Annotated in this window: 22 protein-coding genes and 1 pseudogene; 15 read left to right on the forward strand and 8 right to left on the reverse strand. The window is 73.5% G+C overall.

Annotated features, from left to right (window positions below; all coding sequences use genetic code 11):
• Positions 1 to 5: 5 nt before the first annotated feature.
• A complete protein-coding gene (locus OG946_RS07490) occupies positions 6 to 599 on the reverse strand; it encodes an ArsR/SmtB family transcription factor (protein ID WP_326795349.1) in 594 nt (197 codons plus the stop codon).
• Between the two features lie 64 nt (positions 600 to 663).
• A complete protein-coding gene (locus OG946_RS07495) occupies positions 664 to 1,359 on the reverse strand; it encodes a response regulator transcription factor (protein ID WP_326795350.1) in 696 nt (231 codons plus the stop codon).
• A 128-nt stretch (positions 1,360 to 1,487) separates the two neighbouring features.
• Here OG946_RS07495 and OG946_RS07500 point away from each other — a divergent pair, with 128 nt between their 5' ends.
• The 3 genes from OG946_RS07500 to OG946_RS07510 all read left to right on the forward strand — a co-directional run bounded on the left by OG946_RS07500 (position 1,488) and on the right by OG946_RS07510 (position 5,271).
• Positions 1,488 to 2,129, forward strand: a complete 642-nt coding sequence (locus OG946_RS07500) for a M15 family metallopeptidase (protein ID WP_326800178.1) — start codon at positions 1,488 to 1,490, stop codon at positions 2,127 to 2,129.
• A gap of 17 nt (positions 2,130 to 2,146) precedes the next feature.
• Positions 2,147 to 3,211, forward strand: a complete 1,065-nt coding sequence (locus OG946_RS07505; RefSeq protein ID WP_326795351.1) for an endonuclease/exonuclease/phosphatase family protein — start codon at positions 2,147 to 2,149, stop codon at positions 3,209 to 3,211.
• Positions 3,212 to 3,420: 209 nt separating this feature from the next.
• Positions 3,421 to 5,271, forward strand: coding sequence for a glycoside hydrolase family 3 protein (locus tag OG946_RS07510; protein WP_326795352.1), 1,851 nt, complete (start codon positions 3,421 to 3,423; stop codon positions 5,269 to 5,271).
• Positions 5,272 to 5,361: 90 nt separating this feature from the next.
• Here the strand turns inward: OG946_RS07510 and OG946_RS07515 are convergent, their stop codons facing one another.
• A complete protein-coding gene (locus OG946_RS07515) occupies positions 5,362 to 6,270 on the reverse strand; it encodes a LysR family transcriptional regulator (RefSeq protein WP_326795353.1) in 909 nt (302 codons plus the stop codon).
• Positions 6,271 to 6,364: 94 nt separating this feature from the next.
• Between OG946_RS07515 and OG946_RS07520 the strand changes: the two genes are divergently transcribed.
• From OG946_RS07520 to OG946_RS07565, 10 genes and pseudogenes are all read left to right on the forward strand, one after another.
• Positions 6,365 to 7,120 carry a succinate dehydrogenase gene (locus OG946_RS07520; protein ID WP_326795354.1) on the forward strand — a complete coding sequence of 252 codons (756 nt, stop codon included), beginning with the start codon at positions 6,365 to 6,367 and terminating at the stop codon, positions 7,118 to 7,120.
• Positions 7,121 to 7,122: 2 nt separating this feature from the next.
• Positions 7,123 to 9,072: a fumarate reductase/succinate dehydrogenase flavoprotein subunit gene (locus OG946_RS07525; RefSeq protein WP_326795355.1), complete on the forward strand. Its 1,950-nt coding sequence runs from the start codon at positions 7,123 to 7,125 to the stop codon at positions 9,070 to 9,072.
• Complete coding sequence (locus OG946_RS07530) at positions 9,069 to 9,812, forward strand: succinate dehydrogenase/fumarate reductase iron-sulfur subunit (RefSeq protein WP_326795356.1); 744 nt, start codon at positions 9,069 to 9,071, stop codon at positions 9,810 to 9,812. The genes OG946_RS07525 and OG946_RS07530 overlap by 4 nt, the downstream gene beginning before the upstream one ends.
• A gap of 278 nt (positions 9,813 to 10,090) precedes the next feature.
• On the forward strand, positions 10,091 to 10,981 hold the full coding sequence (locus OG946_RS07535) for a ketopantoate reductase family protein (protein ID WP_326800179.1): 891 nt from the start codon (positions 10,091 to 10,093) through the stop codon (positions 10,979 to 10,981).
• A 254-nt stretch (positions 10,982 to 11,235) separates the two neighbouring features.
• A complete protein-coding gene (locus tag OG946_RS07540; protein ID WP_326795357.1) occupies positions 11,236 to 12,603 on the forward strand; it encodes a glycoside hydrolase family 6 protein in 1,368 nt (455 codons plus the stop codon).
• 283 nt (positions 12,604 to 12,886) lie between these two features.
• Positions 12,887 to 14,920, forward strand: a complete 2,034-nt coding sequence (locus OG946_RS07545; protein WP_326795358.1) for a glycoside hydrolase family 48 protein — start codon at positions 12,887 to 12,889, stop codon at positions 14,918 to 14,920.
• Between the two features lie 216 nt (positions 14,921 to 15,136).
• Positions 15,137 to 16,240 carry an LLM class flavin-dependent oxidoreductase gene (locus OG946_RS07550; protein ID WP_326795359.1) on the forward strand — a complete coding sequence of 368 codons (1,104 nt, stop codon included), beginning with the start codon at positions 15,137 to 15,139 and terminating at the stop codon, positions 16,238 to 16,240.
• Complete coding sequence (locus OG946_RS07555; RefSeq protein WP_326795360.1) at positions 16,240 to 16,890, forward strand: FMN reductase; 651 nt, start codon at positions 16,240 to 16,242, stop codon at positions 16,888 to 16,890. The genes OG946_RS07550 and OG946_RS07555 overlap by 1 nt, the downstream gene beginning before the upstream one ends.
• Position 16,891: 1 nt before the next feature.
• Entirely contained in the window at positions 16,892 to 17,302 is a 411-nt protein-coding gene (locus tag OG946_RS07560) for a tetratricopeptide repeat protein (protein WP_326795361.1), read from the forward strand.
• Positions 17,303 to 17,421: 119 nt separating this feature from the next.
• Positions 17,422 to 17,772: pseudogene (locus OG946_RS07565) on the forward strand (dihydrofolate reductase family protein); the annotation flags it as partial.
• Between the two features lie 150 nt (positions 17,773 to 17,922).
• Here the strand turns inward: OG946_RS07565 and OG946_RS07570 are convergent.
• Positions 17,923 to 19,095, reverse strand: coding sequence for a thiolase family protein (locus OG946_RS07570; protein WP_326795362.1), 1,173 nt, complete (start codon positions 19,093 to 19,095; stop codon positions 17,923 to 17,925).
• Between the two features lie 113 nt (positions 19,096 to 19,208).
• On the opposite strand from OG946_RS07570, the gene OG946_RS07575 reads away from it, so the two are divergent.
• Both OG946_RS07575 and OG946_RS07580 read left to right on the forward strand, forming a co-directional pair.
• A complete protein-coding gene (locus OG946_RS07575) occupies positions 19,209 to 19,838 on the forward strand; it encodes a TetR/AcrR family transcriptional regulator (RefSeq protein WP_326795363.1) in 630 nt (209 codons plus the stop codon).
• 51 nt (positions 19,839 to 19,889) lie between these two features.
• Positions 19,890 to 20,993 carry an ABC transporter substrate-binding protein gene (locus OG946_RS07580; protein ID WP_326795364.1) on the forward strand — a complete coding sequence of 368 codons (1,104 nt, stop codon included), beginning with the start codon at positions 19,890 to 19,892 and terminating at the stop codon, positions 20,991 to 20,993.
• A gap of 21 nt (positions 20,994 to 21,014) precedes the next feature.
• On the opposite strand, the gene hisF is transcribed toward OG946_RS07580, so the two are convergent.
• Genes hisF through hisH form a run of 4 tightly spaced genes read right to left on the reverse strand, consistent with a single transcriptional unit; the run spans position 21,015 to position 23,633 of the window.
• Complete coding sequence (gene hisF, locus OG946_RS07585) at positions 21,015 to 21,803, reverse strand: imidazole glycerol phosphate synthase subunit HisF (protein WP_326795365.1); 789 nt, start codon at positions 21,801 to 21,803, stop codon at positions 21,015 to 21,017.
• Entirely contained in the window at positions 21,800 to 22,222 is a 423-nt protein-coding gene (locus tag OG946_RS07590) for a RidA family protein (protein ID WP_326795366.1), read from the reverse strand. The genes hisF and OG946_RS07590 overlap by 4 nt, the downstream gene beginning before the upstream one ends.
• Positions 22,222 to 22,962, reverse strand: a complete 741-nt coding sequence (gene priA, locus OG946_RS07595) for a bifunctional 1-(5-phosphoribosyl)-5-((5-phosphoribosylamino)methylideneamino)imidazole-4-carboxamide isomerase/phosphoribosylanthranilate isomerase PriA (protein WP_326795367.1) — start codon at positions 22,960 to 22,962, stop codon at positions 22,222 to 22,224. Before priA ends, OG946_RS07590 begins: the two co-directional genes overlap by 1 nt.
• Positions 22,962 to 23,633 (reverse strand): imidazole glycerol phosphate synthase subunit HisH, encoded by a 672-nt coding sequence (gene hisH / locus OG946_RS07600; RefSeq protein WP_326800180.1) that lies wholly within the window; start codon positions 23,631 to 23,633, stop codon positions 22,962 to 22,964. The genes priA and hisH overlap by 1 nt, the downstream gene beginning before the upstream one ends.
• Between the last annotated feature and the right edge of the window lie 7 nt (positions 23,634 to 23,640).

Consider the following 23,640-nt stretch of genomic DNA (forward strand, 5'->3'; position numbering starts at 1 on the left):
CCGGCTCAGGGGCGGAAGGGGAAGCCGTAGAGGTGGAGGGCGACGGTCTCGCGCCCGGCGGCCTCTGTCTCCTCCCCCGCCTCGGCCGCCTCCGCCCGCTCCCGCCATCTGCGGACGAACGCGCCTATCTCCTCCGCCAGCTCCTGCAGTTCGCCTGCCGTCAGCCGCACGGTGTACTCCGAGCTGAACGCCGCCCGCGTCCACTCCCGCCCCCACCCGGCCTGCTGGTCCAGGTAGTTGAGGTAGGTGCGGGTCCGGGTGGTCAGCAGCTCGCGGGTGACGCCCGTCAGCGCCGCCGTGCCTTCCGGCGTGTCGTCGAAGTCCGCGGACCTGAAGGTGAACGACCGCTCCGCCGAGACCCGCCACCAGCGCTCCCGCCCGTCCCTGCCCTGCTCCGCCGCCTCCTCGATGAAGCCGTGCTCGGCCAGCTTGCGCAGGTGGTAACTGACCAGCGACACCGCCTCGCCGGCCTGCTCCGCGAGGTGCGACGCGGTGGCGGTACGGGCCGCCATGAGCAGCCGGTACAGCTCGATGCGCAACGGGTGGATGAACGCCTTCAGTTGCTCCAGCTCGGTGATCCGCTCAGGTTCTCGCCCCATGCGGGGACCGTAGATAGGAAGGAAGTATTGCGCAATACTTCTTTCGCAATCCGGATCCCCGGGGCTACGCGGGCGCCTCCTCGTCGCCGTCGGCGCCGGACCCGGTGTCGATGCGGTAGCCGACGCCGGGGACCGTGGCGATCAGCCAGGGCTCGCCGAGCCGCTTGCGGAGCGCCGAGACCGTGATCCGTACGGCGTTGGTGAACGGGTCGGCGTTGGCGTCCCAGGCCCGTTCCAGCAGCTCCTCCGCGCTGATCACGCCACCCTCCGCGGCGACGAGGACGTCGAGCACGGCGAACTGCTTCCTGGTCAGCGCGACATACCTGCCGTCCCGGTAGACCTCGCGGCGGAACGGGTCGAGCCGCAGCCCCGCGATCTCCCGCACGGGCGGCCGTATGTGGGCGCGCCGGCGGTCGAGCGCGCGGAGCCGGAGCGCGAGCTCGCGGATGTCGAAGGGCTTGGTGAGGTAGTCGTCGGCGCCGAGCCCGAACCCCGTGGCCTTGTCGTCCAGCCGGTCGGCCGCGGTGAGCATGAGGATCGGCATGCCGCTGCCGGAGTCGACGATCCGCCGGGCGATCTCGTCGCCGGAGGGCCCGGGGATGTCGCGGTCCAGGACGGCGATGTCGTACGAGTTCACACCCAGCAGTTCCAGGGCGGTGTCCCCGTCCCCCGCGATGTCGCCCGCGATCGCCTCCAGGCGGAGGCCGTCGCGGATCGCCTCCGCCATAAAGGGCTCGTCCTCGACGATCAGCACGCGCATGAGTCGATGCTACGAGCGCACGCATATCGTCCGTGTATAGAAAACCGCATACGCACCGGCAACGGGCCGCCGCGTGCACTTGCGGAATGACTCGAACCCGGCGATCGGCGCGCAGAAGAACCCGGCGTATACGCACGCTTCTGGGCGTCGGCATGATCACGCTCGTCGTGGCGATCGTCGCGCCGCTCGGCTACCGGTCGATGCAGACCCCGTCCGGCTCCACCGCCTCGCCCGCCCCCGCCACCCCGGCTTCCTCGGGGGCGCCGGAGCCGGCCGAGCCGGCGGAATCGCCGCAGCGCAAGCGGTCCGGGCCGGTCGGCGAGGCCGACGGCGTCGCCCCCGAGGGCACGACGGTTTTCGACGACGGCATTCCGGCGGTGGCAGAACTCGACGCCGGTTTGCGGACCGCGCTGCGCGAGGCGGCGGCGGATGCCGCGGCGTACGGAGTCGAAATCCGGGTCAATAGCGGCTGGCGTTCTCCGGCATACCAGGATCGGCTTCTCCGTGAGGCGATCGGGAAATACGGGTCGGAAGAAGAAGCCGCCCGCTGGGTGGCCACCGCGGAAACCTCGCCGCACGTCTCGGGCGACGCGGTCGACCTCGGGGAATCCGACGCCACGATGTGGCTCTTCGAGCACGGCGCCGCCTACGGGCTGTGCCCGGTCTACCGGAACGAGCCCTGGCACTACGAGCTGCACACCGAGGCGATCGGCGGCCGCTGTCCGCTCATGTATGCCGACCCCACCCAGGACCCGAGGATGCAGAGTTGAGCGATCGAGTTCTTACGATGAAGCAGCCGGACCCGGCGGACACCGCAGACACCCCGGACACGGCGGATACCCCTGACACCGCGGATACCGCGGCCACCCCGGACACCCGCCGGCCCCGCACCCCGCCCCTCCGCCGCGCGGCCCGCGCCCTCCGCCGCCCCGCGCCCTGGCGGCGCGGCCTCGCGCTCGCGGCGCTGGCGCTGCTGCTCGGCCTGCTGATGGCGCTGCACGCGCGGATCCCGAGCGGGATCATGAACCTCGGCAGCCTCACGGAGACCTTCCTGCCGTGGTTCGGCCTCTCGGTCCTCCCGCTGCTCGCCGGGGCGCTGTGGCGCCGTTCGGCGTCCGCGGGGGTCGCGCTGGTGCTGCCGGTCACGGTGTGGCTGAGCCTCTTCGGCGGGCTGCTCACCGACAAGTCCCGGCCGGGCAGCGACCTCACGGTCGCCGGCCACAACGTCGGCGCCGCCAACCGCGACCCCGCCGGCACCGCCCGCGACCTGGCCGCCTCCGGCGCTGACCTGCTGGCGCTCCAGGAGCTGACCGACACCGCCCGGCCGCTGTACGAGGCGGAGCTGGCGAAGACGTACCCGTACCACACCACGAGCGGCACCGTCGGGCTGTGGAGCAAGCTCCCGCTGTCGGACACCAGGCCCGTCGACATCGCCATGTATCCGTCCCGCGCGCTGCGCACCACCGTGGCCACCGAGCGGGGGCCAATGGCGGTGTACGTGGCCCACCTCGGGTCCGTGCGCGTGAACCCCCGCGCGGGCATGTCGACCGCCCAGCGCGACGCGGGTGCCGAGGCGCTGGCCGCGGCCGTCGCCGCCGAGCCGGCCGAGCGCGTGATGCTCCTCGGGGACCTCAACGGCACCGTGGACGACCGGGCGTTCGACGGCCTCACCGGCCAGATGCGCTCGGTCCAGGAGGAGGCGGGGAACGGCTTCGGCTTCAGTTGGCCGGCCGGCTTCCCGGTGGCGCGGATCGACCAGATCCTGGTACGCGGCGTGGAGCCGCGGAGTGCCTGGCTGCTGCCCGCCACGGGCAGCGACCACCTGCCGGTGGCGGCGGGCATCGCCTGGTGAGCGCGGGTGCGGGCACCATGCGGCGGATAACCCGGTTTTACGGGATCTGACAGGAAAGTGACACCGCGCGCACCGGAGTATTGACGTGCCCGCGCGCCGTTGCCAGACTCCGCGGCCGAGTTCTCCTCGGCGGCCTCCATGGGGGAGCAGCCCCGTCGGCCGGCCACCGATGCCCGAGCAGCACACCCGATGCGCTGAGGAGTGTTCGTATGCGGTCAACCACCACGCGCAGACAGGCGGTCACCGGCCTCCTCGGCACCGCGGCGGCGCTCGGCGCCGGCACGGCCGCCGCCGGCCCCGCCGCGGCCCGCTCCGGCGGCACGGCGGGGTCCGGTTCGTACGCCCGGCTGCTGGCCGGGGCGCTCGCCCGCCGGATGACCCTGGAGGAGAAGGTCGGGCAGCTCTTCGTGGTCGAGGTCGCCGGGCAGGACGCCGACGACGTGACCGACGCGGCCGCCGCCGTCAACGAGCGGCGCTACGGCGTCCGCACCCCCGCCGACGTCGTACGCAAGTACCGCCCCGGCGCCGTCATCTACTTCAGCGCCCGCAACGACGACAACCTCCGCGACGCCCGCCAGATCGCCCGGCTCTCCAACGGCCTGCAGCGCGCCTCGCTCGCGCAGCGCCGCGGCGTCCCGCTGATCATCTCCACCGACCAGGAGAGCGGCCTCGTCCAGCGGCTGCCCACCCCGCCCGCCACCGAACTGCCCGGCAGCATGGCCGTGGGCGCCACCTACGCGACCGCCGACGCCCAGCGCGCCGCCGAGATCACCGGCCGGGAGCTGGCGGCGCTGGGCATCAACCAGAACTACGCGCCCGTCGCCGACGTCAACGTCAACCCCGACAACCCCGTCATCGGCCTGCGCTCCTACGGCGCCGACCCGCAGCAGGTCGCGCGCATGGTCGCGGCGGCGGTACGCGGCCAGCGCCGCGGCGGCGTCGCGTCCGCCGCCAAGCACTTCCCCGGCCACGGCGACACCGGCCAGGACAGCCACTTCCTGCTGCCGCGCATCGAGCACACCCTGGGGCAGATCCACGAGCTGGACCTGCCGCCGTTCCGGGCCGCGATCGCCGCGGGCCTGGACACGGTGATGACCGCGCACATCCTCGTCCCCGCGCTCGACGACGGCGTGCCCGCCACGATGTCGCACCGCATCCTGACCGGGCTGCTCCGCGAGGAGCTGGGCTTCGACGGGCTGATCGTCACGGACGCGCTGGACATGGGCGGCGCCACGTCCCAGTATCCGCCGGAGCGGGCGTCGGTGGCGGCGTTCGCGGCGGGCGCGGACATGCTGGTGCTGCCGCCGCAGATGGACGTCGCGTACGAGTCGGTGCTCGCGGCCGTGCGCGGCGGCGAGATCGGCGCGCGGCGGCTGGACGAGTCGGTGGTGCGCATCCTGGCGCGCAAGATCGACGAAGGGCTGTACTCCGGCCCGTTCGTCGACGAGCGCCGGGCGGAGCGGATCGTCGGGAACGCCGCGCACGTCGCGGACGCGCGGGCGCTCACCGGGCGGGCGGTGACGCTGGTGAAGAACGACACCGGGCTGCTGCCGCTGGCCGCGGAGCCGCGGCGGGTGCTGGTCGCCGGGTGGCAGACGTCGTCGGCGCCGGCGCTGGACCGGCTGGCGCAGGGGGTCGGGGCGCGCGGCGGGCAGACCGCGACGGTGCTGGCGACGGGCGGGACGCCGGGCCAGGCCGTGATCGACGCCGCGGTGGCCGCGGCGCGGGACCACGACCTGGTGCTGGTCAGCGCCAACGCGGCGGCCGGGGCCGAGCCGGTGGCGCAGCGGGGCGCGGCGCAGGCGGCGCTGGTGCGGGCGCTGCTCGCGTCGGGGACGCCGGTCGCGGTGGTGGCGGTGCGCAACCCGTACGACGTGCGGCGGTTCCCGGAGGCGCCGGTGTACCTGTGCACGTACGGCACGGGGGCGGGGGTGCTGGCGCGGGCGGCCGACGCGCTCTACGGCGACCTGCGGCCGACGGGGCGGCTGCCGGTGGCGATCCCGGAGCTGGGGGCGACGGGCGCGGACCTGTACCCGCTGGGGCACGGGCTGGAGTACTGAGGCGGCGGGGTGCCGCGGCCGTTTCCCGTACGGCCGCGGCGCCCCCGCGCCGCGCGGGCGTCCCCGTTCCCGTACGGCCGCGGCCCCCGGTCACGTCCCCGATCCGCCGCCCGCCGCGCTGATCAGCAGCCGGCGCAGCTCCCGCGCCGCCCGGGGCGGCGACACGTCGCCCCGGTGCGCCACTGAGATCGTCCGGTGCAGCCCCGGCGCCGCGAACGCCGTGGTCCGCAGCCCCGACCGCTCCGCGACCATGCTCGGCACCACCGCCACCCCGAGCCCGGCCCGTACGAACCCCAGCACCGCGTCCATCTCCCCGCCCTCCACCCCGAACTCCGGCTCGAAGCCCGCCTCCCGGCACGCCGCGACCGTCAGCTCCCGCAGGTCGTACCCGTGCCGGAACATCGCCAACGGCCGCCCCCGCAGATCCCCGATCCGGATGCCGCGACCCGCGCCGCCCGCCCGGGTGACCGGCGGCGCGTCCGGCGACGAGACCACGACCAGCTCCTCGCGCAGCAGCTCCGTCGTCGTCAGCGCCGGAGCCTGCCCCGCCAGCGGGGTGATGACCAGGGCGAGGTCCAGCTCGCCGGCCGCGAGCGTCCGTACGAGATCCTGCGAGCCGTCCTCGTGGACGTGCAGCTCGATGCCCGGGTAGCGGGCGTGGAACGTGCGCAGCGCGTCCGGCACCAGGCTCGCGCACAGGCTCGGCGTGGCCCCCAGCCGCACCCGCCCCCGCCGCAGGTGCGCGACCTCCTGCACCTCCCGCCGCGCCGTCTCGGTGTCGGCGAGGATCCGCCGCGCCAGCGGCAGCAGCGCCTCGCCGGCGTCGGTGAGCGTGATGTGCCCGCGGGCCCGGTGGAACAGCTCGGCGCCAAGCTCCCGCTCCAGCGCCCGTACGGACTGGGACAGCGACGGCTGCGCCACGTGCTCCCGCTCGGCGGCCCGGGTGAAGTGGCGGGTCTCGGCGACGGCGGCGAAGTAGCGAAGCTGCTGCAGGTGCATGGAACCAGCGTAGCCCGACGATAGCCATCGCCTATCGAAAGCAGCGAATTCATGTCTTGGACGGATCCCGGGTGGCTTCCCTACCGTCACAGACATGGCCCTGACCACCAAGCCGGAGTCGAAGCCCGCCGCCGGCAGACCCGTCCGGGAGCCGGCCCGCCCGCGGGCCTACCCGCCGTCGCTCCTCGCGCTGCTGTGGCGCTCCACCGTCGGCAAGAAGACGGTGCTGGCCGTCACCGGCCTGATCATGCTCGCCTACCTCGTGGCCCATCTGGTCGGCAACCTCAAGATCTTCTACGGTGCCGAGGAGTTCAACGACTACGGCCACTGGCTGCGCACCCTCGGCGGCCCGGTGCTGCACTACGAGTGGGCCCTGTGGATGATCCGGGTCGTGCTGGTGGTCGCCGTCGTGCTGCACGGCGTGACCGCGTACCAGCTCAGCCGCCGCGACATCGCCGCGCGCCCGGTCGCGTACGTCCACAAGCGCCGGCGCGCCAGCTACGCCACCCGCACCATGCGCTGGGGCGGGGTGATCCTCGGCCTCTTCATCGTCTGGCACATCCTCGACCTGACGACGCTGACGGTGAACGAGAACGCGCAGACCGGCCGCCCGTACGAGAACACCGTCGCCACCTTCTCCACCTGGTACGGCAACGTCGTCTACATCACCGCGATGCTCGCCCTCGGTCTGCACCTGCGGCACGGCTTCTGGAGCGCCGTGCAGACCCTCGGCGTCGCGAGCCCGGCCCGCGAGCGGGCCCTCAAGGCCGTCACCAACACCCTTGCACTGGTGCTGACCTGCGGCTTCATCTCTCTCCCCGTGGCCGTCATGACGGGAGTCGTGAACTGAGGATGTCTCCGGCATACACGCAGTACACCGAGGGCGACCCCGTCGCCGACGCCGCCGCCCCGCCCGGCGACATCGCCGAGCGCTGGGACCGCCGCCGCTTCACCGCCCGGCTGGTCAACCCCGCCAACCGGCGCCGCTACCGCGTCATCGTCGTCGGTACGGGCCTGGCGGGCGGCGCCGCCGGCGCCACCCTCGCCGAACAGGGCTACCAGGTCGTCCAGTTCTGCTACCAGGACTCCCCGCGCCGCGCCCACTCCATCGCCGCCCAGGGCGGCATCAACGCCGCCAAGAACTACCGCAACGACGGCGACTCCGTACACCGGCTCTTCTACGACACCGTCAAGGGCGGCGACTTCCGCGCGCGCGAGTCCAACGTGCGCCGCCTCGCGCAGGTCTCGGTCGAGATCATCGACCAGTGCGTCGCGCAGGGCGTGCCCTTCGCCCGCGAGTACGGCGGTCTGCTCGACACCCGCTCCTTCGGCGGCGTCCAGGTCTCCCGCACCTTCTACGCCCGCGGGCAGACCGGACAGCAGCTCCTCCTCGGCGCGTACCAGGCGCTCTCCCGGCAGATCGAGGCCGGCAACGTCGAGATGCACCCGCGCACCGAGATGCTCGACCTGATCGTCGTCGACGGCCGGGCCCGCGGCATCGTCGCCCGGGACCTGGTCACCGGCCGGATCGAGACCCACCTCGCCGACGCCGTCGTGCTCGCCACCGGCGGCTACGGCAACGTCTTCTACCTCTCCACCAACGCCAAGAACTCCAACGCCACCGCCATCTGGCGGGCCCACCGCCGCGGCGCGTACTTCGCCAACCCCTGCTTCACCCAGATCCACCCCACCTGCATCCCGCGCTCCGGCGACCACCAGTCGAAGCTGACGCTGATGAGCGAGTCGCTGCGCAACGACGGCCGTATCTGGGTGCCCAAGGCGCACGGCGACACCCGCCCGCCGAACGCCATCCCGGAGCACGAGCGCGACTACTACCTGGAGCGCCTCTACCCCTCCTTCGGCAACCTCGTCCCCCGCGACATCGCCTCGCGCGCCGCGAAGAACGTCTGCGACGAGGGCCGCGGCGTCGGCCCCGGCGGCCAGGGTGTGTACCTCGACTTCGCCGACGCCATCCGGCGGCTGGGGCGGGCAGCGGTCGAGGAGCGGTACGGCAACCTCTTCGAGATGTACGAGCGGATCACGGCGGAGGATCCTTACCAGGTGCCCATGCGCATCTACCCGGCGATCCACTACACGATGGGCGGCCTGTGGGTCGACTACGACCTGCAGACCACCGTCCCCGGGCTCTTCGCCATCGGCGAGGCGAACTTCTCCGACCACGGCGCCAACCGCCTCGGCGCGTCCGCGCTCATGCAGGGCCTGGCCGACGGCTACTTCATCCTCCCCGCCACCATCGGCGACTTCCTCGCCAGGCAGCGCCCCGAGCAGGTCTCCCCCGACCACCCGGCGGTCGCCGAGGCGGTCGCGGACACCGAGGACCGCCTGCACCTCCTCCTCGCCGTCGACGGCGACCGCACCCCCGACTCCTTCCACCGCGAGCTGGGCGAACTGCTGTGGGACGAGTGCGGCATGGCCCGTACGGAGCCGGGGCTGCGCAAGGCGCTGGAGCGGATCCCGGCGCTCCGCGAGGAGTTCTGGCGCCGGATCAAGGTGCCGGGCACCGGCACGGAGCTGAACCAGTCGCTGGAGAAGGCCAACCGGATCGCGGACTACCTGGAGCTGGCCGAGCTGATGTGCCTCGACGCGCTGCACCGCGCCGAGTCCTGCGGCGGCCACTTCCGCGAGGAGAGCCAGACCCCGGACGGCGAGGCGGCCCGCGACGACGACCACTTCTCGTACGCGGCGGCCTGGGAGTTCACCGCGACGGGCAGCGCCCCTGTCCTCCACCGCGAGGACCTGGAATTCGAATACGTCATTCCCACGCAACGGAGCTATCAGTGAAGGTGACCCTGCGGGTCTGGCGGCAGCCAGGGCCCGACGCGGCGGGCGAGATGGTCTCGTACGAGGTCGGGGACGTCACGCCGGAGATGTCGTTCCTGGAGGTGCTGGACACCCTCAACGAGCGGCTGATCCTCGCCGGCGACGAGCCCGTCGCCTTCGACCACGACTGCCGCGAGGGCATCTGCGGGGCGTGCGGTGTCGTCATCAACGGGCAGGCGCACGGTCCGGAGCGGACGACGGCGTGCCAGTTGCACATGCGGTCGTTCACGGACGGGGACGTCATCGACGTCGAGCCGTGGCGGGCGGCGGCGTTCCCGGTGGTGAAGGATCTGGTCGTGGACCGGTCGGCGTTCGACCGGATCATCGGCGCCGGCGGCTACATCACCGCCCCCACCGGCAGCGCCCCCGACGCGCACGCGACGCCCGTGCCCAAACGGGCGGCGGAGACGGCCTTCGAGCACGCGGAGTGCATCGGCTGCGGCGCGTGCGTGGCGGCCTGCCCCAACGGCTCGGCGATGCTGTTCACCGCCGCGAAGGTCGTGCACCTGGGCGCGCTGCCGCAGGGGGCGCCGGAGCGGGAGTCTCGGGTGCTGGACATGGTCGGCCGGATGGACGACGAGGGCTTCGGCGGCTGCACGAACACCGGCGAGTGCGCGGTGGCCTGCCCGAAGGGCATCCCGCTGCAGGCGATCTCGTCGCTGAACCGCGAATTCCTCCGCGCGGCCCGCAAGTCGGCGTAACACGACCCCCTGCCGGGCACCGGACCCCCGCCGGTGCCCGGCAGGCGGCCGGCGGAGACGCGAGGGGGGAAGCAGGGGGGGATCCGCAAGGATTCACCGGTGCGCCCGAGCGTGCGATGGACTGGATGCGGTCGCCCAGCCTCCGGTGCCTCCGGTCCAGCCGCTGCGGGACGCCGCCGTGCACCCCGCCCCTGCTCGTCGCGGCGGCGCCGCGGAGCCGGCCGCGCGGGGTGTGGACGTCCCCCGCCGACTGGCCTTTACTGCTCCGCATGGACACGATGAACGCTGCCGTTCTCGGCCCCGGCGGGGTCGGCGGGCTGCTCGCCGGGCTGCTGGCCCGGGCCGGACACCGGGTGACCTGTGTGGCCGGCGCCGCGACCGCCGGCGCGCTCCAGGCGGACGGAATCACCGTCAACAGCAGGCAGTTCGGCGACTTCGCCACCCACGTGGCGGGCGACACCGAACTGCGTGCCCCCGTGGACCTGTGCATCGTCGCCGTCAAGGCCACCGCCTTCGACGCCGCGCTGGAACGGGTGCCCCCCGCGGCGCTCGGCGACGCGCTCGTGGTTCCGCTCCTCAACGGCGTCGACCACATGGCCGCCCTGCGCGAGCGCTACCGGCCCGAGCAGGTCGCCGCGGGCACGATCACCGTGGAGTCCACCCGGGTCGCCCCCGGGCTCATCGAGCACGGCAGCCCGTTCACCAAGGTCTCGCTCGCCTCCGCCACCGCGCCGCCTGACCGGCTGGAGGCGGCGGCCCGGGTGCTGACCGACGCCGGCGCCGAGGTGCAGGTGCGGGACGACGAGCCGAGCGTCCTGTGGACGAAGATGGCCTTCCTCGCGCCGATGGCGCTGCTCACCACCCGCCACGGCGTGCCCGTCGGCGGCGTCAGGACCGGGCACCGGGACGAGATGCTGGCGCTGCTGGCGGAGACCGCCGCGGTGGCGAGCGCGTCCGGGGCCCGGGTGGACGCGGACGCGGTCGCGTCGATGTACGACACCTTCCCGGCCCGTACGAAGTCCTCGATGCTCCGCGACGCGGAGGCGGGCCGCCCCCTCGAACTCGACGCCATCGGGGGCGCGCTGCTGCGCGCCGCACGGGCGCACGGGATCGCGGTGCCGGTGGCGGAGCGGCTGGTCGCGGAGATCGGGGCGCGGGCGGGCGCGTAGCGCGGCGCACCCTACGACCAGTGAAGACGCCCGTCTTCGTGGGCGGGCTCTTCACAACACTTCTTTGAGCTGTTAGCCTCGCAGCGCGATATGGGAGCGCTCCCACCCTTCACACACCACGCTCGGGACGCGTAGAAGGAAGATCGATTATTGACATGTACTCGTCAGTAATCGCGCTCCTGCACCACCCCCCACGCACACCCCCCGCAACCCCCCACCTCCAACGCCCCGCGCGGGCGTGGAAGGAGAGCCGCATGAGAAAGTCACGCCGACGTGTCACCGGCGTCAGCGCCGCGGCGCTGGCCGCCACCGGGACCCTGCTGACGTACTCGCTGTCCGCGCCCCCCGCGGCGGCCGAGACCGCGGCGCCCGGCGACAACCCCTACGCCGGCAGCCAGTTGTACGTGAACCCCGACTGGTCCGCCGCGGCCACCCAGGGCGGCGGCGCGGCCATCGCCGACACCCCCACCGCCGTATGGCTCGACAGCATCGCGGCGATTACCAGCGGCTCCGACGGCTCCAACAACATGGGCCTTCGCGAGCACATGGACGAGGCGCTGGCGCAGGGCGCCGACGCCATCCAGATCGTCACGTACAATCTGCCCGGCCGTGACTGCGCCGCACTCGCCTCCCGGGGCGAGTTGGGCCCGACCGAGATCGACCGGTACAAGACCGAGTTCATCGATCCGATCGACGAGATCCTCGACGACCCGGCGTACGAGAGCCTCAAGGTCATCAACATCGTCGAGATCGACTCGCTGCCCAACCTCATCACCAACGTCAGCGGCCGGCCCACGGCCACGCCCGAGTGCGACGTGATGAAAGCCAACGGCAACTACGTCAAGGGCGTGGGCTACAACCTCGCCACGCTCGGCGACAACGGCAACGTCTACAACTACATCGACATCGGCCACCACGGCTGGATCGGCTGGGACGACAACTTCCAGCCGACCGCCAACCTGCTCTACCAGGCCGCCAACGCCGAGGGCGCCTCGCCCGAGGATGTCACCGGCTTCGCCGCCAACACCGCGAACTACGGCGCGACCGTGGAGCCGTACTTCTCGATCAACGACACGGTCGGCGGCCGGCCCATCCGCGAGAGCAGCAAGTGGGTGGACTGGAACCGCTATGTCGACGAGCAGTCCTTCGCCCAGGCGTTCGCGTCGAAGGCCGCCCCTGCCGCCGGGTTCCCGTCCGGCATGGGCGCGATCATCGACACCTCGCGCAACGGCTGGGGCGGCGCCGAGCGGCCGACGGGCCCCGGCCCGACCGGCGGGACCGCCGACGAGTACGTCGACGCCAGCCGCACCGACCGCCGGATCCACCTCGGCAACTGGTGCAACCAGTCCGGAGCCGGCCTCGGTGAGCGGCCGACCGTATCCCCCGCGGCCAACATCCACGCCTACGCGTGGATCAAGCCCCCGGGTGAGTCGGACGGCGCCAGCGAAGAGATCCCGGACGACGACAAGGGCTTCGACCGGATGTGCGACCCGACGTACGAGGGCAACGCGCGCAACCAGTACAACATGTCGGGCGCCCTTCCCGACGCGCCGACCTCCGGGCACTGGTTCCAGGCACAGTTCGAGGAACTGATCGCCAACGCCAACCCGCCGGTGAACTAGCGCACGCGAGTTCCCCGCACCCTCCGCCGCCGGCCGCCGGATCCCGGCGGCGGAGCGGCCCGGTGGCGGCCCCCGGGACGGCCGCCACCGGGCACCCACGGCGCCTCACGGGCAGACGGCGCCAGGCGCTCACCCCCCTCACCGGGCAGCGAGGGCGCCCCGCCGGACCCCGCGCGGTCCGCCCGGCTCCCGGGATCGGCCTGGCTCCTGCCCCGCAGCCCCGCATCTCCCCCCACCCCTCCCGCCGGGCCGCGCGCCCGCGGGCTCCCCGAGGAGACCCCCCATGTCCAAGTCACTGTCCCGCCGGCGGTTCACCGCCGCGGCCGGCGGCGCCGCCTTCGCGACTGCCGTCGCAGCACCCACCGCCGCCCGGGCCGGCACGGCCCCCGAGGAGACGACGGCGGCGGCCCCGCAGGGTCCGTACGACGACCTCTTCCTCGCCCAGTACGAGAAGATCAAGGACCCCGCCAACGGGTACTTCAGCCCGGACGGCATCCCCTACCACAGCGTGGAGACACTGATCGTCGAGGCGCCCGACCACGGGCACGAGACGACGTCCGAGGCGTTCAGCTACTGGATGTGGCTGGAGGCCGCGTACGGCAGGGCCACCGGCGACTGGGGCCCGTTCAACGCCGCGTGGGAGGCGGCGGAGCAGTACATCATCCCGACCCGCGCCGACCAGCCCACCAACGGTTCGTACAACCCGGGCGCGCCCGCCACCTACGCGCCCGAGCACTCCGACGTCTCCCAGTACCCCGCCCGGCTCGACCCGTCCGTGTCCGTCGGCCAGGACCCGCTGGCGGCCGAACTGGCGTCCGCGTACGGGACGATGGACATCTACGGCATGCACTGGCTGCTCGACGTCGACAACACCTACGGCTACGGCAACACCCCGGGCAGCGGCGGCCAGAACGGCCCGGGGCCCGGTCCCTCGTACATCAACAGCTACCAGCGGGGCTCGGAGGAGTCTGTCTGGGAGACCATCCCGCAGCCGACGACGGACCTCTTCGAGTACGGCGGCCCCAACGGCTACCTCGACCTCTTCGTGGGCGACAACTCCTACGCCCGGCAGTGGAAGTACACCAACGCCCCGGACGCCGACGCCCGCGCCGTGCAGGCCGCATACTGGGCGCTGACCTGGGCCAAGGCGCAGGGCAATGCCGGGCAGATCTCCGCCTCGGTGGCGCGGGCCGCGAAGATGGGCGACTACCTGCGGTACTCGATGTTCGACAAGTACTTCAAGCGGATCGGCGACTGCACCAGCCCCACCGGCTGCCCGGCAGGCTCCGGCCGCAGCTCCCAGCACTACCTGCTGTCCTGGTACTACGCCTGGGGCGGCGCCGCGGGCGGTGGCGGCGGCTGGGCCTGGCGCATCGGCGACGGCGCCTCCCACCAGGGCTACCAGAACCCCTTCGCGGCCTGGGCGCTCTCGACCGTCCCGGAGCTGACCCCCAAGTCCCCCACCGCGAAGAGCGACTGGTCGACGAGCCTGACCCGGCAGTTGGAGTTCCTGCGCTGGCTGCAGTCCGCGGAGGGCGCCCTCGCCGGCGGCTGCACCAACAGCTGGGAAGGCCAGTACGGCACCCCGCCCGCGGGCACGCCGACCTTCTACGGCATGGCCTACGACTGGCAGCCCGTCTACCACGACCCGCCCAGCAACAACTGGTTCGGCATGCAGTGCTGGGGCATGGAACGGGTCGCGGAGCTGTACTACGCCTCGGGCAACGCGACCGCGCGGGCGCTGCTGGAGAAGTGGGTGGCGTGGGTCACGCCGGAGATCACCGCGGAGGCCGACGGCACCTTCCGTATCCCGGCGACGCTGTCCTGGCAGGGCCGGCCGGACACCTGGAACCCGGCGAGCCCCGGTGCGAACGCCGGGCTGCACGTCTCGATCGCGGAGTACGGCACGGACGTGGGCGTCGCGTCGGCGCTGGCCAAGACGCTGACGTACTACGCGGCCAAGGCCGGCGACGCCGCGACGGCCGACGTCGCCAAGCGGCTGCTGGACGCGCTGGCCGCGAACGCCGACGGCCTGGGCATCGCGGTGCCGGAGACGCGGGCCGACTACCGGCGCTTCGCCGACGAGGTGTACGTCCCGGCCGGCTGGTCGGGGACGATGCCGAACGGCGACACCATCGAGCCGGGCGTCACGTTCATCGAGCTGCGCTCGTGGTACCGCGACGACCCGGAGTGGCCGAAGGTGCAGGCACACCTGGACGGAGGGCCCGCGCCGGAGTTCACGTACCACCGCTTCTGGGCGCAGGCGGGGCTGGCGATCGCCTTCGCGGTGTACGCCGAGCTGTTCCCGTCCGCCTGACGCGGCGAGCCGGCCGGCGCCCCGCCACGCGGGGTGGCCGGCCGGCTTCGCTGCGCGGGGCCGCCGTCCCGCGCCGCGCCCTGCCGCCCCGGGCGGCGGCCCCGGCGCGGGCTCCCGGCAGGGCTCCGACCTGCCGGGACATGGCGGGGAATAGGGTTGCGCAGACACACGTTCTTCGGTGTGATTGAGCTTTCAACCACGGAGAGGGTGAGTCCGGTGCAGTTCGGGATCTTCAGTGTCGGCGACGTCACCCAGGACCCCACCACGGGTCGGGTGCCGAGTGAGCACGAGCGGATCAAGGCCATGACCGCCGTCGCGCTCAAGGCCGAGGAGGTCGGTCTCGACGTCTTCGCCACCGGCGAACACCACAACCCGCCGTTCGTCCCCTCGTCCCCCACCACCATGCTGGGCTGGATCGCGGCGCGCACGGAACGGCTGATCCTGTCCACGTCCACCACGCTGATCACCACGAACGACCCGGTGAAGATCGCCGAGGACTTCGCGATGCTCCAGCACCTGGCGGACGGCCGGGTGGACGTGATGATGGGCCGGGGCAACACCGGGCCCGTCTACCCCTGGTTCGGCCAGGACATCCGGCAGGGCATCCCGCTGGCCGTCGAGAACTACGCGCTGCTGCACCAACTGTGGCGCGAGGACGTCGTCGACTGGGAGGGCCGCTTCCGCACCCCGCTGCAGGGCTTCACCTCCACCCCGCGCCCGCTGGACGGCGTGCCGCCGTTCGTCTGGCACGGCTCCATCCGCTCGCCGGAGATCGCCGAGCAGGCCGCGTACTACGGCGACGGCTTCTTCGCCAACAACATCTTCTGGCCGAAGGAGCACTTCCAGCGGCTGATCGAGCTGTACCGCACGCGCTACGCCCACTACGGGCACGGCACGCCCGAGCAGGCGATCGTCGGCCTCGGCGGGCAGGTGTTCATGCGGAAGAACTCGCAGGACGCGGTACGGGAGTTCCGGCCCTACTTCGACAACGCGCCGGTGTACGGGCACGGGCCCTCGCTGGAGGACTTCACCGAGCAGACGCCGCTGACCGTGGGCAGCCCGCAGGAGGTCATCGACAAGACGCTGACGTTCCGGGAGTCCTTCGGGGACTACCAGCGGCAGCTCTTCCTGCTCGACCACGCGGGCCTGCCGCTGAAGACCGTGCTGGAGCAGTTGGACCTGCTCGGCGAGGAGGTCGTGCCGGTGCTGCGCGCGGAGTTCGCGAAGAACCGCCCGGCGTCCGTGCCGGAGGCGCCGACCCACGCGGCCCGCGTGGCGGCGGCCGCCGCCGGACAGATCGACAAGGAGGAGGTGGCGTAGTGACCGCGCTGAAGCTGACCGTGGTGTCGGCAGGGCTGAGCGTGCCCTCGTCCACCCGGCTGCTCGCCGACCGGCTGGCAGAGGCGGTACGGCGGCAGCCGGCGGACGACGGCCGGCAGGTCGAGGTGCAGGTGGTCGAGTTGCGCGACCTTGCGGCCGACATCGCCCACAACACGGTCACCGGCTTCCCGTCCGCGGCCCTCGCCAAGGCGATCGACGCGGTGACGGGTGCCGACGGCCTGATCGCCGTGACGCCGGTCTTCTCCGGTTCGTACAGCGGACTGTTCAAGTCGTTCTTCGACGTGATCGGGGCGGCCGACGACGGTGCGCTGGCCGGGAAGCCGGTGCTGGTCGCGGCGACCGGCGGAACGGCGCGGCACTCGCTGGTGCTGGAGCACGCGATGCGGCCGCTCTTCGCCTACCTGCGGTCCGTCGTCGTCCCCACCGCGGTGTACGCGGCGGCCGACGACTGGGGCGGCAGCGGCGACCCGCTGACCGACACCCTGCCCACCCGGATCGCCCGCGCGGCGGGCGAGCTGGCCGAGCTGATGCACGGCCGCCAGCCGCGCCCGGCGGCCGGCGGTCCCGAGCAGGTGGTCCCGTTCGAGCAGCAACTGGCCGCGCTGCGGCCGGAGATCCGGAAGGAGTGACATGAGCGAGGAGTTCCGGGGCTTCAACGCCTTCGGTCCCGACGGCGAGCCGGCCGCCAGCCGCTGGAGCGACGCGCTGAACATCTTCGCGGCGCCCGAGGCGGAGGACGCGGCCTCCCGCTGGGAGCGGGCCGGGGCCCTCTTCGACTCGAAGGACTACGTGGGGGCGGCGAAGCTGCTGACCGCCGTGGTCGAGGAGTACCCCGAGCAGGTAGCGCCCCGGCTGCTGCTGGCCCGGGCGTACTACCACTCCGCGCAGTTGACCCGCGCCGAGACGGAGCTGCGCGCGGTCCTCGACCGCGACCCGGTCGAGCACTACGCCCACCTGATGCTGGGCCGCACGCTCCAGCGCCAGGGCCGCGAGGAGGAGGCGGCGGGCGCGCTGCGTACGGCGGAGGCGCTGGGCGCCTAGCGGCGAGCGCCGTACGGCGGGCCGGGCCGCAACGCGGCCCGGCCCGCCGTCCTCCCGCCTGCGGTCGGGCGGCCATACTGGGCCCGTGGAATACGTCGGCCGCGTGCCCGCTCCGCCGCGAGGGCCGGCCGCCCGCGGGCGATCACGTGGTCGTGGTCTCCCACCGGCCGAAGCCGCGGGGGTGGCATCCCGAGGCGTCCTGCCACTTCGTCGACAGCGTGCCGGGCGCGATCGACAAAGCACGGGCACTCGCCGGGGAGCGGGTGGTCGCGGTGAACGCCGGCGAAGCGGGCGGCCAGGCGCTCGCGGCCGGTCTGGTGGACGAGGTGGCGATGGACGTGGTCCCGGTGGTGTTCGGATCGGGCAGACGCTACTTCGGCGGCATCCACGGGCAGCATCTGCTGGAGGATCCGCACGTCGTCATCCAGGGCGAAGGAGTGCTGCACCTGAGGTTCAAGGTACGCCGCTAGGGTCTCCGCCCGCCCGGTTCCTTCACGGCTACGACGCTCCCGTGCCCGGCCCGGCGACGCCGGCCCCCGTCGTCCCGGCGGAACGGGCCGGCGGTCGCACCGTGCCCGGTCCGCCGGCCGTGGCCGTCGGCGGAACTCCGGGGCGCAGGGCTACCCGAGGCGTTCCACGATCGTCGCGTTCGCCAGGCCGCCCGCCTCGCACATCACCTGCAGCCCGTAGCGGCCGTCCACCGCGTCCAGCGCGCCGAGCAGTGTGCCCAGCAGCCGCGTCCCCGACGCACCCAGCGGGTGGCCCAGGGCGATCGCGCCACCGTGGACGTTGACGCGCTCCGGGTCCGCTCCCACGTCGCGCTGCCACGCCAGCGGCACCGGCGCGAAGGCCTCGTTCACCTCGAAGGCGTCGATGTCGCCGATCGTCAGCCCCGCCTTCGCCAGCACCTTCCGCGTCGCAGGCACCACGCCCATCAGCATCAGCACCGGGTCGTCGCCCGTCACCGCGAAGGAGTGGAACCGTGCCCGCGGCGTGAGGCCCAGCTCGGCCGCCCGCTCCTCGCTCGTGATCAGCACGGCGGAGGCGCCGTCCGTGAGCGGCGAGGAGTTGCCGGGCGTGATGTGCCAGCCGATCTCGGGGAAGCGCTCGGCGATGGCGGGGTCGTAGAAGGACGGCTTGAGCGCGGCGAGCCCCTCCAGGGACGTCGACGGCCGTACGGTCTCGTCCCTGCGGTGCTCCCCCACGGGCACGACGTCCGCGTCGAAGGCGCCCCGCTCCCAGGCGCGTACCGCCAGCCGGTGCGAGCGCTCGGAGAACGCGTCCAGCTCCGTACGCCCCAGCCCCCAGCGCGCCGCGATCAGCTCCGCGGAGTGGCCCTGGGCGATCAGCCCGCCGGGGTAGCGGGCGGCGAGGCGGTCGCCGAACGGGTCGCGGCCCACGGCGGCGGTGCCCATCGGCACCCGGCTCATCGACTCGACGCCGGCGGCCACGGCGATGTCGTACGCCCCGGCCATCACCCCCTGCGCCGCGAAGTGCGCGGCCTGCTGCGAGGAGCCGCACTGCCGGTCGACGGTGGTGCCGGGCACGGACTCGGGGAAGCCGGCGGCGAGCACGGCGTTGCGGGCGATGTTGAACGACTGGTCGGCGGCCTGCGTGACGCAGCCGGCGATCACGTCGTCGAGCCGTGCGGGATCGAGCCCGTTGCGGTCGACGAGTGCGCGCAGCACCTCGGCCAGCAGGTCGACGGAGTGGACGCCGGACAGGGCGCCGCCGGGCTTGCCCTTGCCGGAGGCCGTGCGGACGGCGTCGACGACGACTGCGGTGGTGGTCATGGGCGTCGGGCCCCTCTCTCGCTCTGCGCGTCAGGTTCTCGGCCTGGCCTGGCTACCGCAGAGTTACATACCGGGAGTACGTATGTACAGGGTACGCCGCCTAGAATGCCCGCATGAAGACCCGCAGAACGCAGCAGGAGCGCACGGCGGCGACGACGAAGGACCTGGTCGGCGCCGCCCGCGCGCACTTCGCCCGGGACGGCTACGCCGCCGCCTCACTCGACGCGATCTGCGCCCAGGCGAGCATCACGAAGGGTGCGCTCTACCACCACTTCCGTAACAAGCAGACCCTCTTCCACGCCGTCTACGCGGCCGAGCAGCACCGGCTGCGCGACGCCATCGCCGACGCCTTCCGCGCCTGCCGGGACCCGTGGGACGGCCTGCGCGCGGGCCAGCACGCGTTCCTCACCGGCTCCATCGAGCCCGGCACGCAGCGGATCACGCTGCTCGACGCCCCGGGGGCGCTCGGCTGGGCCGTGATGCGCGAGGTGCAGGCGGACTGCCGGGCGATGACGCGGCGCGGGCTGGAGCAGGCGGTCGGCGCGGTCCTGCACGGCGGTGAAGACGCCGTCACGGCGGTGGAGTTGGACGCGATGGCGTCGGTGGTCTTCGGGGCGCTCTGCGAGTGCGCGATGGCGGTGGCGCACGCGCCGGACCCGGACGCGGTGCTGGCGGCGTCGCTGCGGCAGGTGGACCGGCTGGTGGCGGCGCTGCCGGGCGCGCCCGCCGGCCGCGCCGGGTGAGCCGGTCCGCGGACTGATAATCGGTTGCCGGCGCGGGCGTCGACCTGTGCAATGGCCGCCATGGTCACCCAGGCGCCCCCGCCGCGACGACACGACGAGCCCGTGCGCATCGGCGCCCTCGCCCCGCTCAGCCCGCCCGGCTGGGCCGAGGCGGGCCGGCATCTGGTCGCCGGGCTCGAACTGGCCGCCCGCGAGGTCAACGACGCCGGCGGGATCGCAGGACGCCCCCTGGAGCTGCTGGTACGGGACACGGCCGCCGATCCGCGGCGCGCCGCGGCGGCGGTGGACGAGCTGGCCGGGCTGGGCGTCGCCGCGCTGGCCGGCGAGTACCACAGCGTCGTCGCCCGTACCGCCGCCGCCCGGGCCGATGCCCTCGGCGTGCCGTTCCTGTGCTCGTCCGCGGTCCTGGACGCGCTGACCGAGCAGCCGGCGGACGGCATCGCGCGGATCGCCCCTGCCCAGTCCCACGGCTGGCGGCTGTACGCGGACTTCCTCCTCGGCGCGGGCCACCGCCGCCTCGCGGTGGCCGCCCAGCCGAGCGTCTACTGGGCGTCCGGGACCGGGATCCTGCGCGACCGGCTCGCCCCGCACGGCGGCACGGTGGTCGAGCTGGACGTGGGCGCGCTCACCCCCGAGGCCCTGTGCGACGCGCTCGCCGCCGGCGGCGCGACGGCCCTCCTGCTGCTCGTCGGCCACCCGGAGCCCGCGGTGCCGCTCGTCCGGTCCGTACGCCGCGACCCGCGGCTGGCCGGGCTGCTGCTCGGCGCCCCGGCGGGACAGCCGGAGTTCGCCGAGTGGGCGGCGCTGCTGGGCGCCGAGGGCGCGGGGGTCCCGTTCCTGCGCTATCTGCCGGAGCGGCTGACGCCCCTCGGCGTACACGTCGAGGCGGCGCTGCGCGAACGGCTCGCCGGGGCACCCTCGTTCGTCGCCTTCGAGGGCTACGACACGCTCGCCGTCCTCGCCGCCGTGCTCCGCGGCGGGGCGGATGCGCGTACCGCCGCCTGGGGGGACGTCGAGGTCGACGGGACCCGCGGGCCGATACGGTTTTCGCGCGTCCCCGGCATCGACGTGTGGCAGTGGGCCTGGCCGCCGGTCCAGGTCGTCGACCGGGATCCGGCGGAGCCCGGCCGCTTCCGGGTCCTGCACACCGGCTGAGCCGGCGGCCGCCGGCCCCGCTCAGCCCCGGGGCGGCGTGGCCCGTACGGCACGGCCCGCGGTGCGCAGCGTCTCCTTGACCTCGCCGATCCGCAGGTCCCCGAAGTGGAACACCGACGCCGCCAGCACCGCGTCCGCGCCCGCGTCGATCGCCGGCGGGAAGTGGTCGAGGCGGCCCGCGCCGCCGCTGGCGATGACCGGGACCGTCACGCGCTTGCGGACGGCGGCGATCATCTCGGTGTCGTAGCCGTCCTTGGTGCCGTCGGCGTCCATCGAGTTGAGCAGGATCTCGCCCGCCCCCAGCCCGGCGGCCCGCTCGGCCCATTCGACGGCGTCGAGGCCCGTGCCGCGCCGCCCGCCGTGGGTCGTCACCTCGAATCCCGAGGGCGTCGCCGCGCCGTCGCCGCAGCGCCGCGCGTCCGCCGAGAGCACCAGCACCTGGCTGCCGAAGCGCTCGGCGATCTCGCGGATCAGCTCCGGGCGGGCGATCGCCGCGGTGTTGACGCCGACCTTGTCGGCGCCCGCGCGCAGCAGCCGGTCCACGTCCTCGACCGTACGCACGCCGCCGCCGACCGTGAGCGGGATGAAGACCTGCTCCGCGGTGCGGCGCACGATCTCGTACGTCGTCTCGCGGTCGCCGGAGGACGCGGTGATGTCGAGGAACGTCAGCTCGTCCGCGCCCTCCGCGTCGTACACCCTGGCCATCTCGACGGGGTCGCCGGCGTCGCGCAGATTGCGGAAGTGGACGCCCTTGACGACCCGGCCGCCGTCCACGTCGAGGCAGGGGATGACCCGCACCGCCAGGCTCATGCGCCGGCCGCTTCCCGGGAGCCGCCTGGGCGGTACGCCTCGACCTCGACCTCGACGACCAGCCGGGGGTCGACGAAGCCGGAGACGATGATCAGCGACGCGGCGGGGCGGATGGCGTCGAACAGCTCCTTGTGCGCCCCGCCGACCGCCTCCACGTCGCGCGCGTGGGTGAGGAACATCCGGGTCCGCACGATGTCCTCGCGCTCCAGGCCGACCCGCTTCAGCGCCTCGAACGCGACGCCGAAGGCGGCCATGGCCTGGGTGTGCGGATCGCCCTCGCCGACGATCACGCCGTCCACGACGGACGTGCAGCCCGCCACCAGCACGAGGCCGTTGGGCAGCTCCACCGCGCGCGAGTAGCCGAACTCCTCCTCCCAGGGGGCACCGGACGAGATTCGACGCACTCCGCCACCGGCCATCAGGACACCGCCTCCAACGCCTCTTCCATCGTGAACGCCTTCGCGTAGAGCGCCTTCCCGACGATCGCCCCTTCGACTCCCTCCGGGACCAGCGTGGCGAGAGCCCGCAGGTCGTCGAGGGAGGAGACGCCGCCGGACGCGACGACCGGCCGGTCGGTGGCGGCGCAGACGTCGCGCAGCAGTTGCAGGTTGGGGCCCTGGAGGGTGCCGTCCTTGTTGATGTCGGTGACCACGTAGCGCGCGCAGCCCTCGGCGTCGAGCCGGGCCAGCGTCTCGTACAGGTCGCCGCCGTCGCGGGTCCAGCCGCGGCCGCGCAGCGTGGTGCCGCGGACGTCGAGGCCGACGGCGATGCGGTCGCCGTGCTCGGCGATGACCCCGGCGACCCACTCGGGGGACTCCAGAGCGGCCGTGCCGAGGTTGACGCGGGTGCAGCCGGTGGCGAGGGCGGCGGCCAGCGACGCGTCGTCGCGGATGCCGCCGGACAGCTCGACCTTGAGGTCCATCGCCGCGACCACCTCGCCGATACGGGCGCGGTTGTCGCCGGTGCCGAAGGCGGCGTCGAGGTCGACCAGGTGCAGCCACTCGGCGCCGGCGCGCTGCCAGGTGAGCGCGGCCTCCAGCGGGTCCCCGTAGCCGGTCTCGGTGCCGGACTCGCCGTGCACCAGGCGTACGGCCTGGCCGTCGCGGACGTCGACGGCGGGCAGCAGCTCCAGGGCGGTGGTCATCTCGCGGGGCGTCATCAGAGGGTCTCGATCCAGTTCTTGAGGAGGAGGGCACCGGCGTCGCCGGACTTCTCGGGGTGGAACTGGGCGGCCCACAGGGGTCCGTTCTCGACGGCTGCGACGAACGGCTCGCCGTGGGTGCTCCAGGTGACGGCGGGCGCGGAGATGCGCGGGTTGTGCACCTCCAGCTCCCAGCGGCGGGCGGCGTAGGAGTGCACGAAGTAGAAGCGCTCCGCGGCGTCGATGCCCGCGAACATCCGGGAGCCGGCCCCGGCCTCGACGGTGTTCCAGCCCATGTGCGGCACGACGTCTGCCTGCAGCGCCTCGACCGTGCCGGGCCACTCGCCCATGCCGTCGGTCCGTACGCCGTGCTCGACGCCCTGCTCGAAGAGGATCTGCATGCCGACGCAGATGCCCAGCACGGGCCGGCCGCCGGCCAGCCGGCGCTCGACGACCCAGTCGCCGCGGGCCTCCTTCAGTCCGCCCATGCAGGCGGCGAAGGCGCCGACGCCGGGCACCAGCAGGCCGTCGGCGGCCATCGCCCGGTCGTAGTCGCCGGTGATCTCCACCTCGGCGCCCGCGCGGGCGACGGCGCGCTCGGCGGACCGGACGTTCCCGAAGCCGTAGTCGAAGACGACGACGCTCTTGCGTCCGCCGCCGCTGCCCTCCCCGCGGCGCGCGGCGGGCACGGCGGAG

The organism is Streptomyces sp. NBC_01808 (genome assembly GCF_035917395.1).
GTDB lineage: Bacteria > Actinomycetota > Actinomycetes > Streptomycetales > Streptomycetaceae > Streptomyces.

What these genes read in the sequence shown, in the direction of transcription:
- OG946_RS07525 (WP_326795355.1), top strand. Translation starts at nt 7,123, where the DNA reads ATGTCTCCGGCATACACGCAGTACACCGAGGGCGACCCCGTCGCCGAC.
- OG946_RS07515 (WP_326795353.1), bottom strand. Translation starts at nt 6,270, where the DNA reads ATGCACCTGCAGCAGCTTCGCTACTTCGCCGCCGTCGCCGAGACCCGC.
- OG946_RS07505 (WP_326795351.1), top strand. Translation starts at nt 2,147, where the DNA reads ATGAAGCAGCCGGACCCGGCGGACACCGCAGACACCCCGGACACGGCG.
- OG946_RS07495 (WP_326795350.1), bottom strand. Translation starts at nt 1,359, where the DNA reads ATGCGCGTGCTGATCGTCGAGGACGAGCCCTTTATGGCGGAGGCGATC.
- OG946_RS07575 (WP_326795363.1), top strand. Translation starts at nt 19,209, where the DNA reads ATGAAGACCCGCAGAACGCAGCAGGAGCGCACGGCGGCGACGACGAAG.
- hisF (WP_326795365.1), bottom strand. Translation starts at nt 21,803, where the DNA reads ATGAGCCTGGCGGTGCGGGTCATCCCCTGCCTCGACGTGGACGGCGGC.
- OG946_RS07545 (WP_326795358.1), top strand. Translation starts at nt 12,887, where the DNA reads ATGTCCAAGTCACTGTCCCGCCGGCGGTTCACCGCCGCGGCCGGCGGC.
- OG946_RS07535 (WP_326800179.1), top strand. Translation starts at nt 10,091, where the DNA reads ATGAACGCTGCCGTTCTCGGCCCCGGCGGGGTCGGCGGGCTGCTCGCC.
- OG946_RS07510 (WP_326795352.1), top strand. Translation starts at nt 3,421, where the DNA reads ATGCGGTCAACCACCACGCGCAGACAGGCGGTCACCGGCCTCCTCGGC.
- OG946_RS07490 (WP_326795349.1), bottom strand. Translation starts at nt 599, where the DNA reads ATGGGGCGAGAACCTGAGCGGATCACCGAGCTGGAGCAACTGAAGGCG.
- OG946_RS07580 (WP_326795364.1), top strand. Translation starts at nt 19,890, where the DNA reads ATGGCCGCCATGGTCACCCAGGCGCCCCCGCCGCGACGACACGACGAG.
- OG946_RS07520 (WP_326795354.1), top strand. Translation starts at nt 6,365, where the DNA reads ATGGCCCTGACCACCAAGCCGGAGTCGAAGCCCGCCGCCGGCAGACCC.
- priA (WP_326795367.1), bottom strand. Translation starts at nt 22,962, where the DNA reads ATGACGCCCCGCGAGATGACCACCGCCCTGGAGCTGCTGCCCGCCGTC.
- OG946_RS07590 (WP_326795366.1), bottom strand. Translation starts at nt 22,222, where the DNA reads ATGGCCGGTGGCGGAGTGCGTCGAATCTCGTCCGGTGCCCCCTGGGAG.
- OG946_RS07570 (WP_326795362.1), bottom strand. Translation starts at nt 19,095, where the DNA reads ATGACCACCACCGCAGTCGTCGTCGACGCCGTCCGCACGGCCTCCGGC.
- OG946_RS07560 (WP_326795361.1), top strand. Translation starts at nt 16,892, where the DNA reads ATGAGCGAGGAGTTCCGGGGCTTCAACGCCTTCGGTCCCGACGGCGAG.
- OG946_RS07540 (WP_326795357.1), top strand. Translation starts at nt 11,236, where the DNA reads ATGAGAAAGTCACGCCGACGTGTCACCGGCGTCAGCGCCGCGGCGCTG.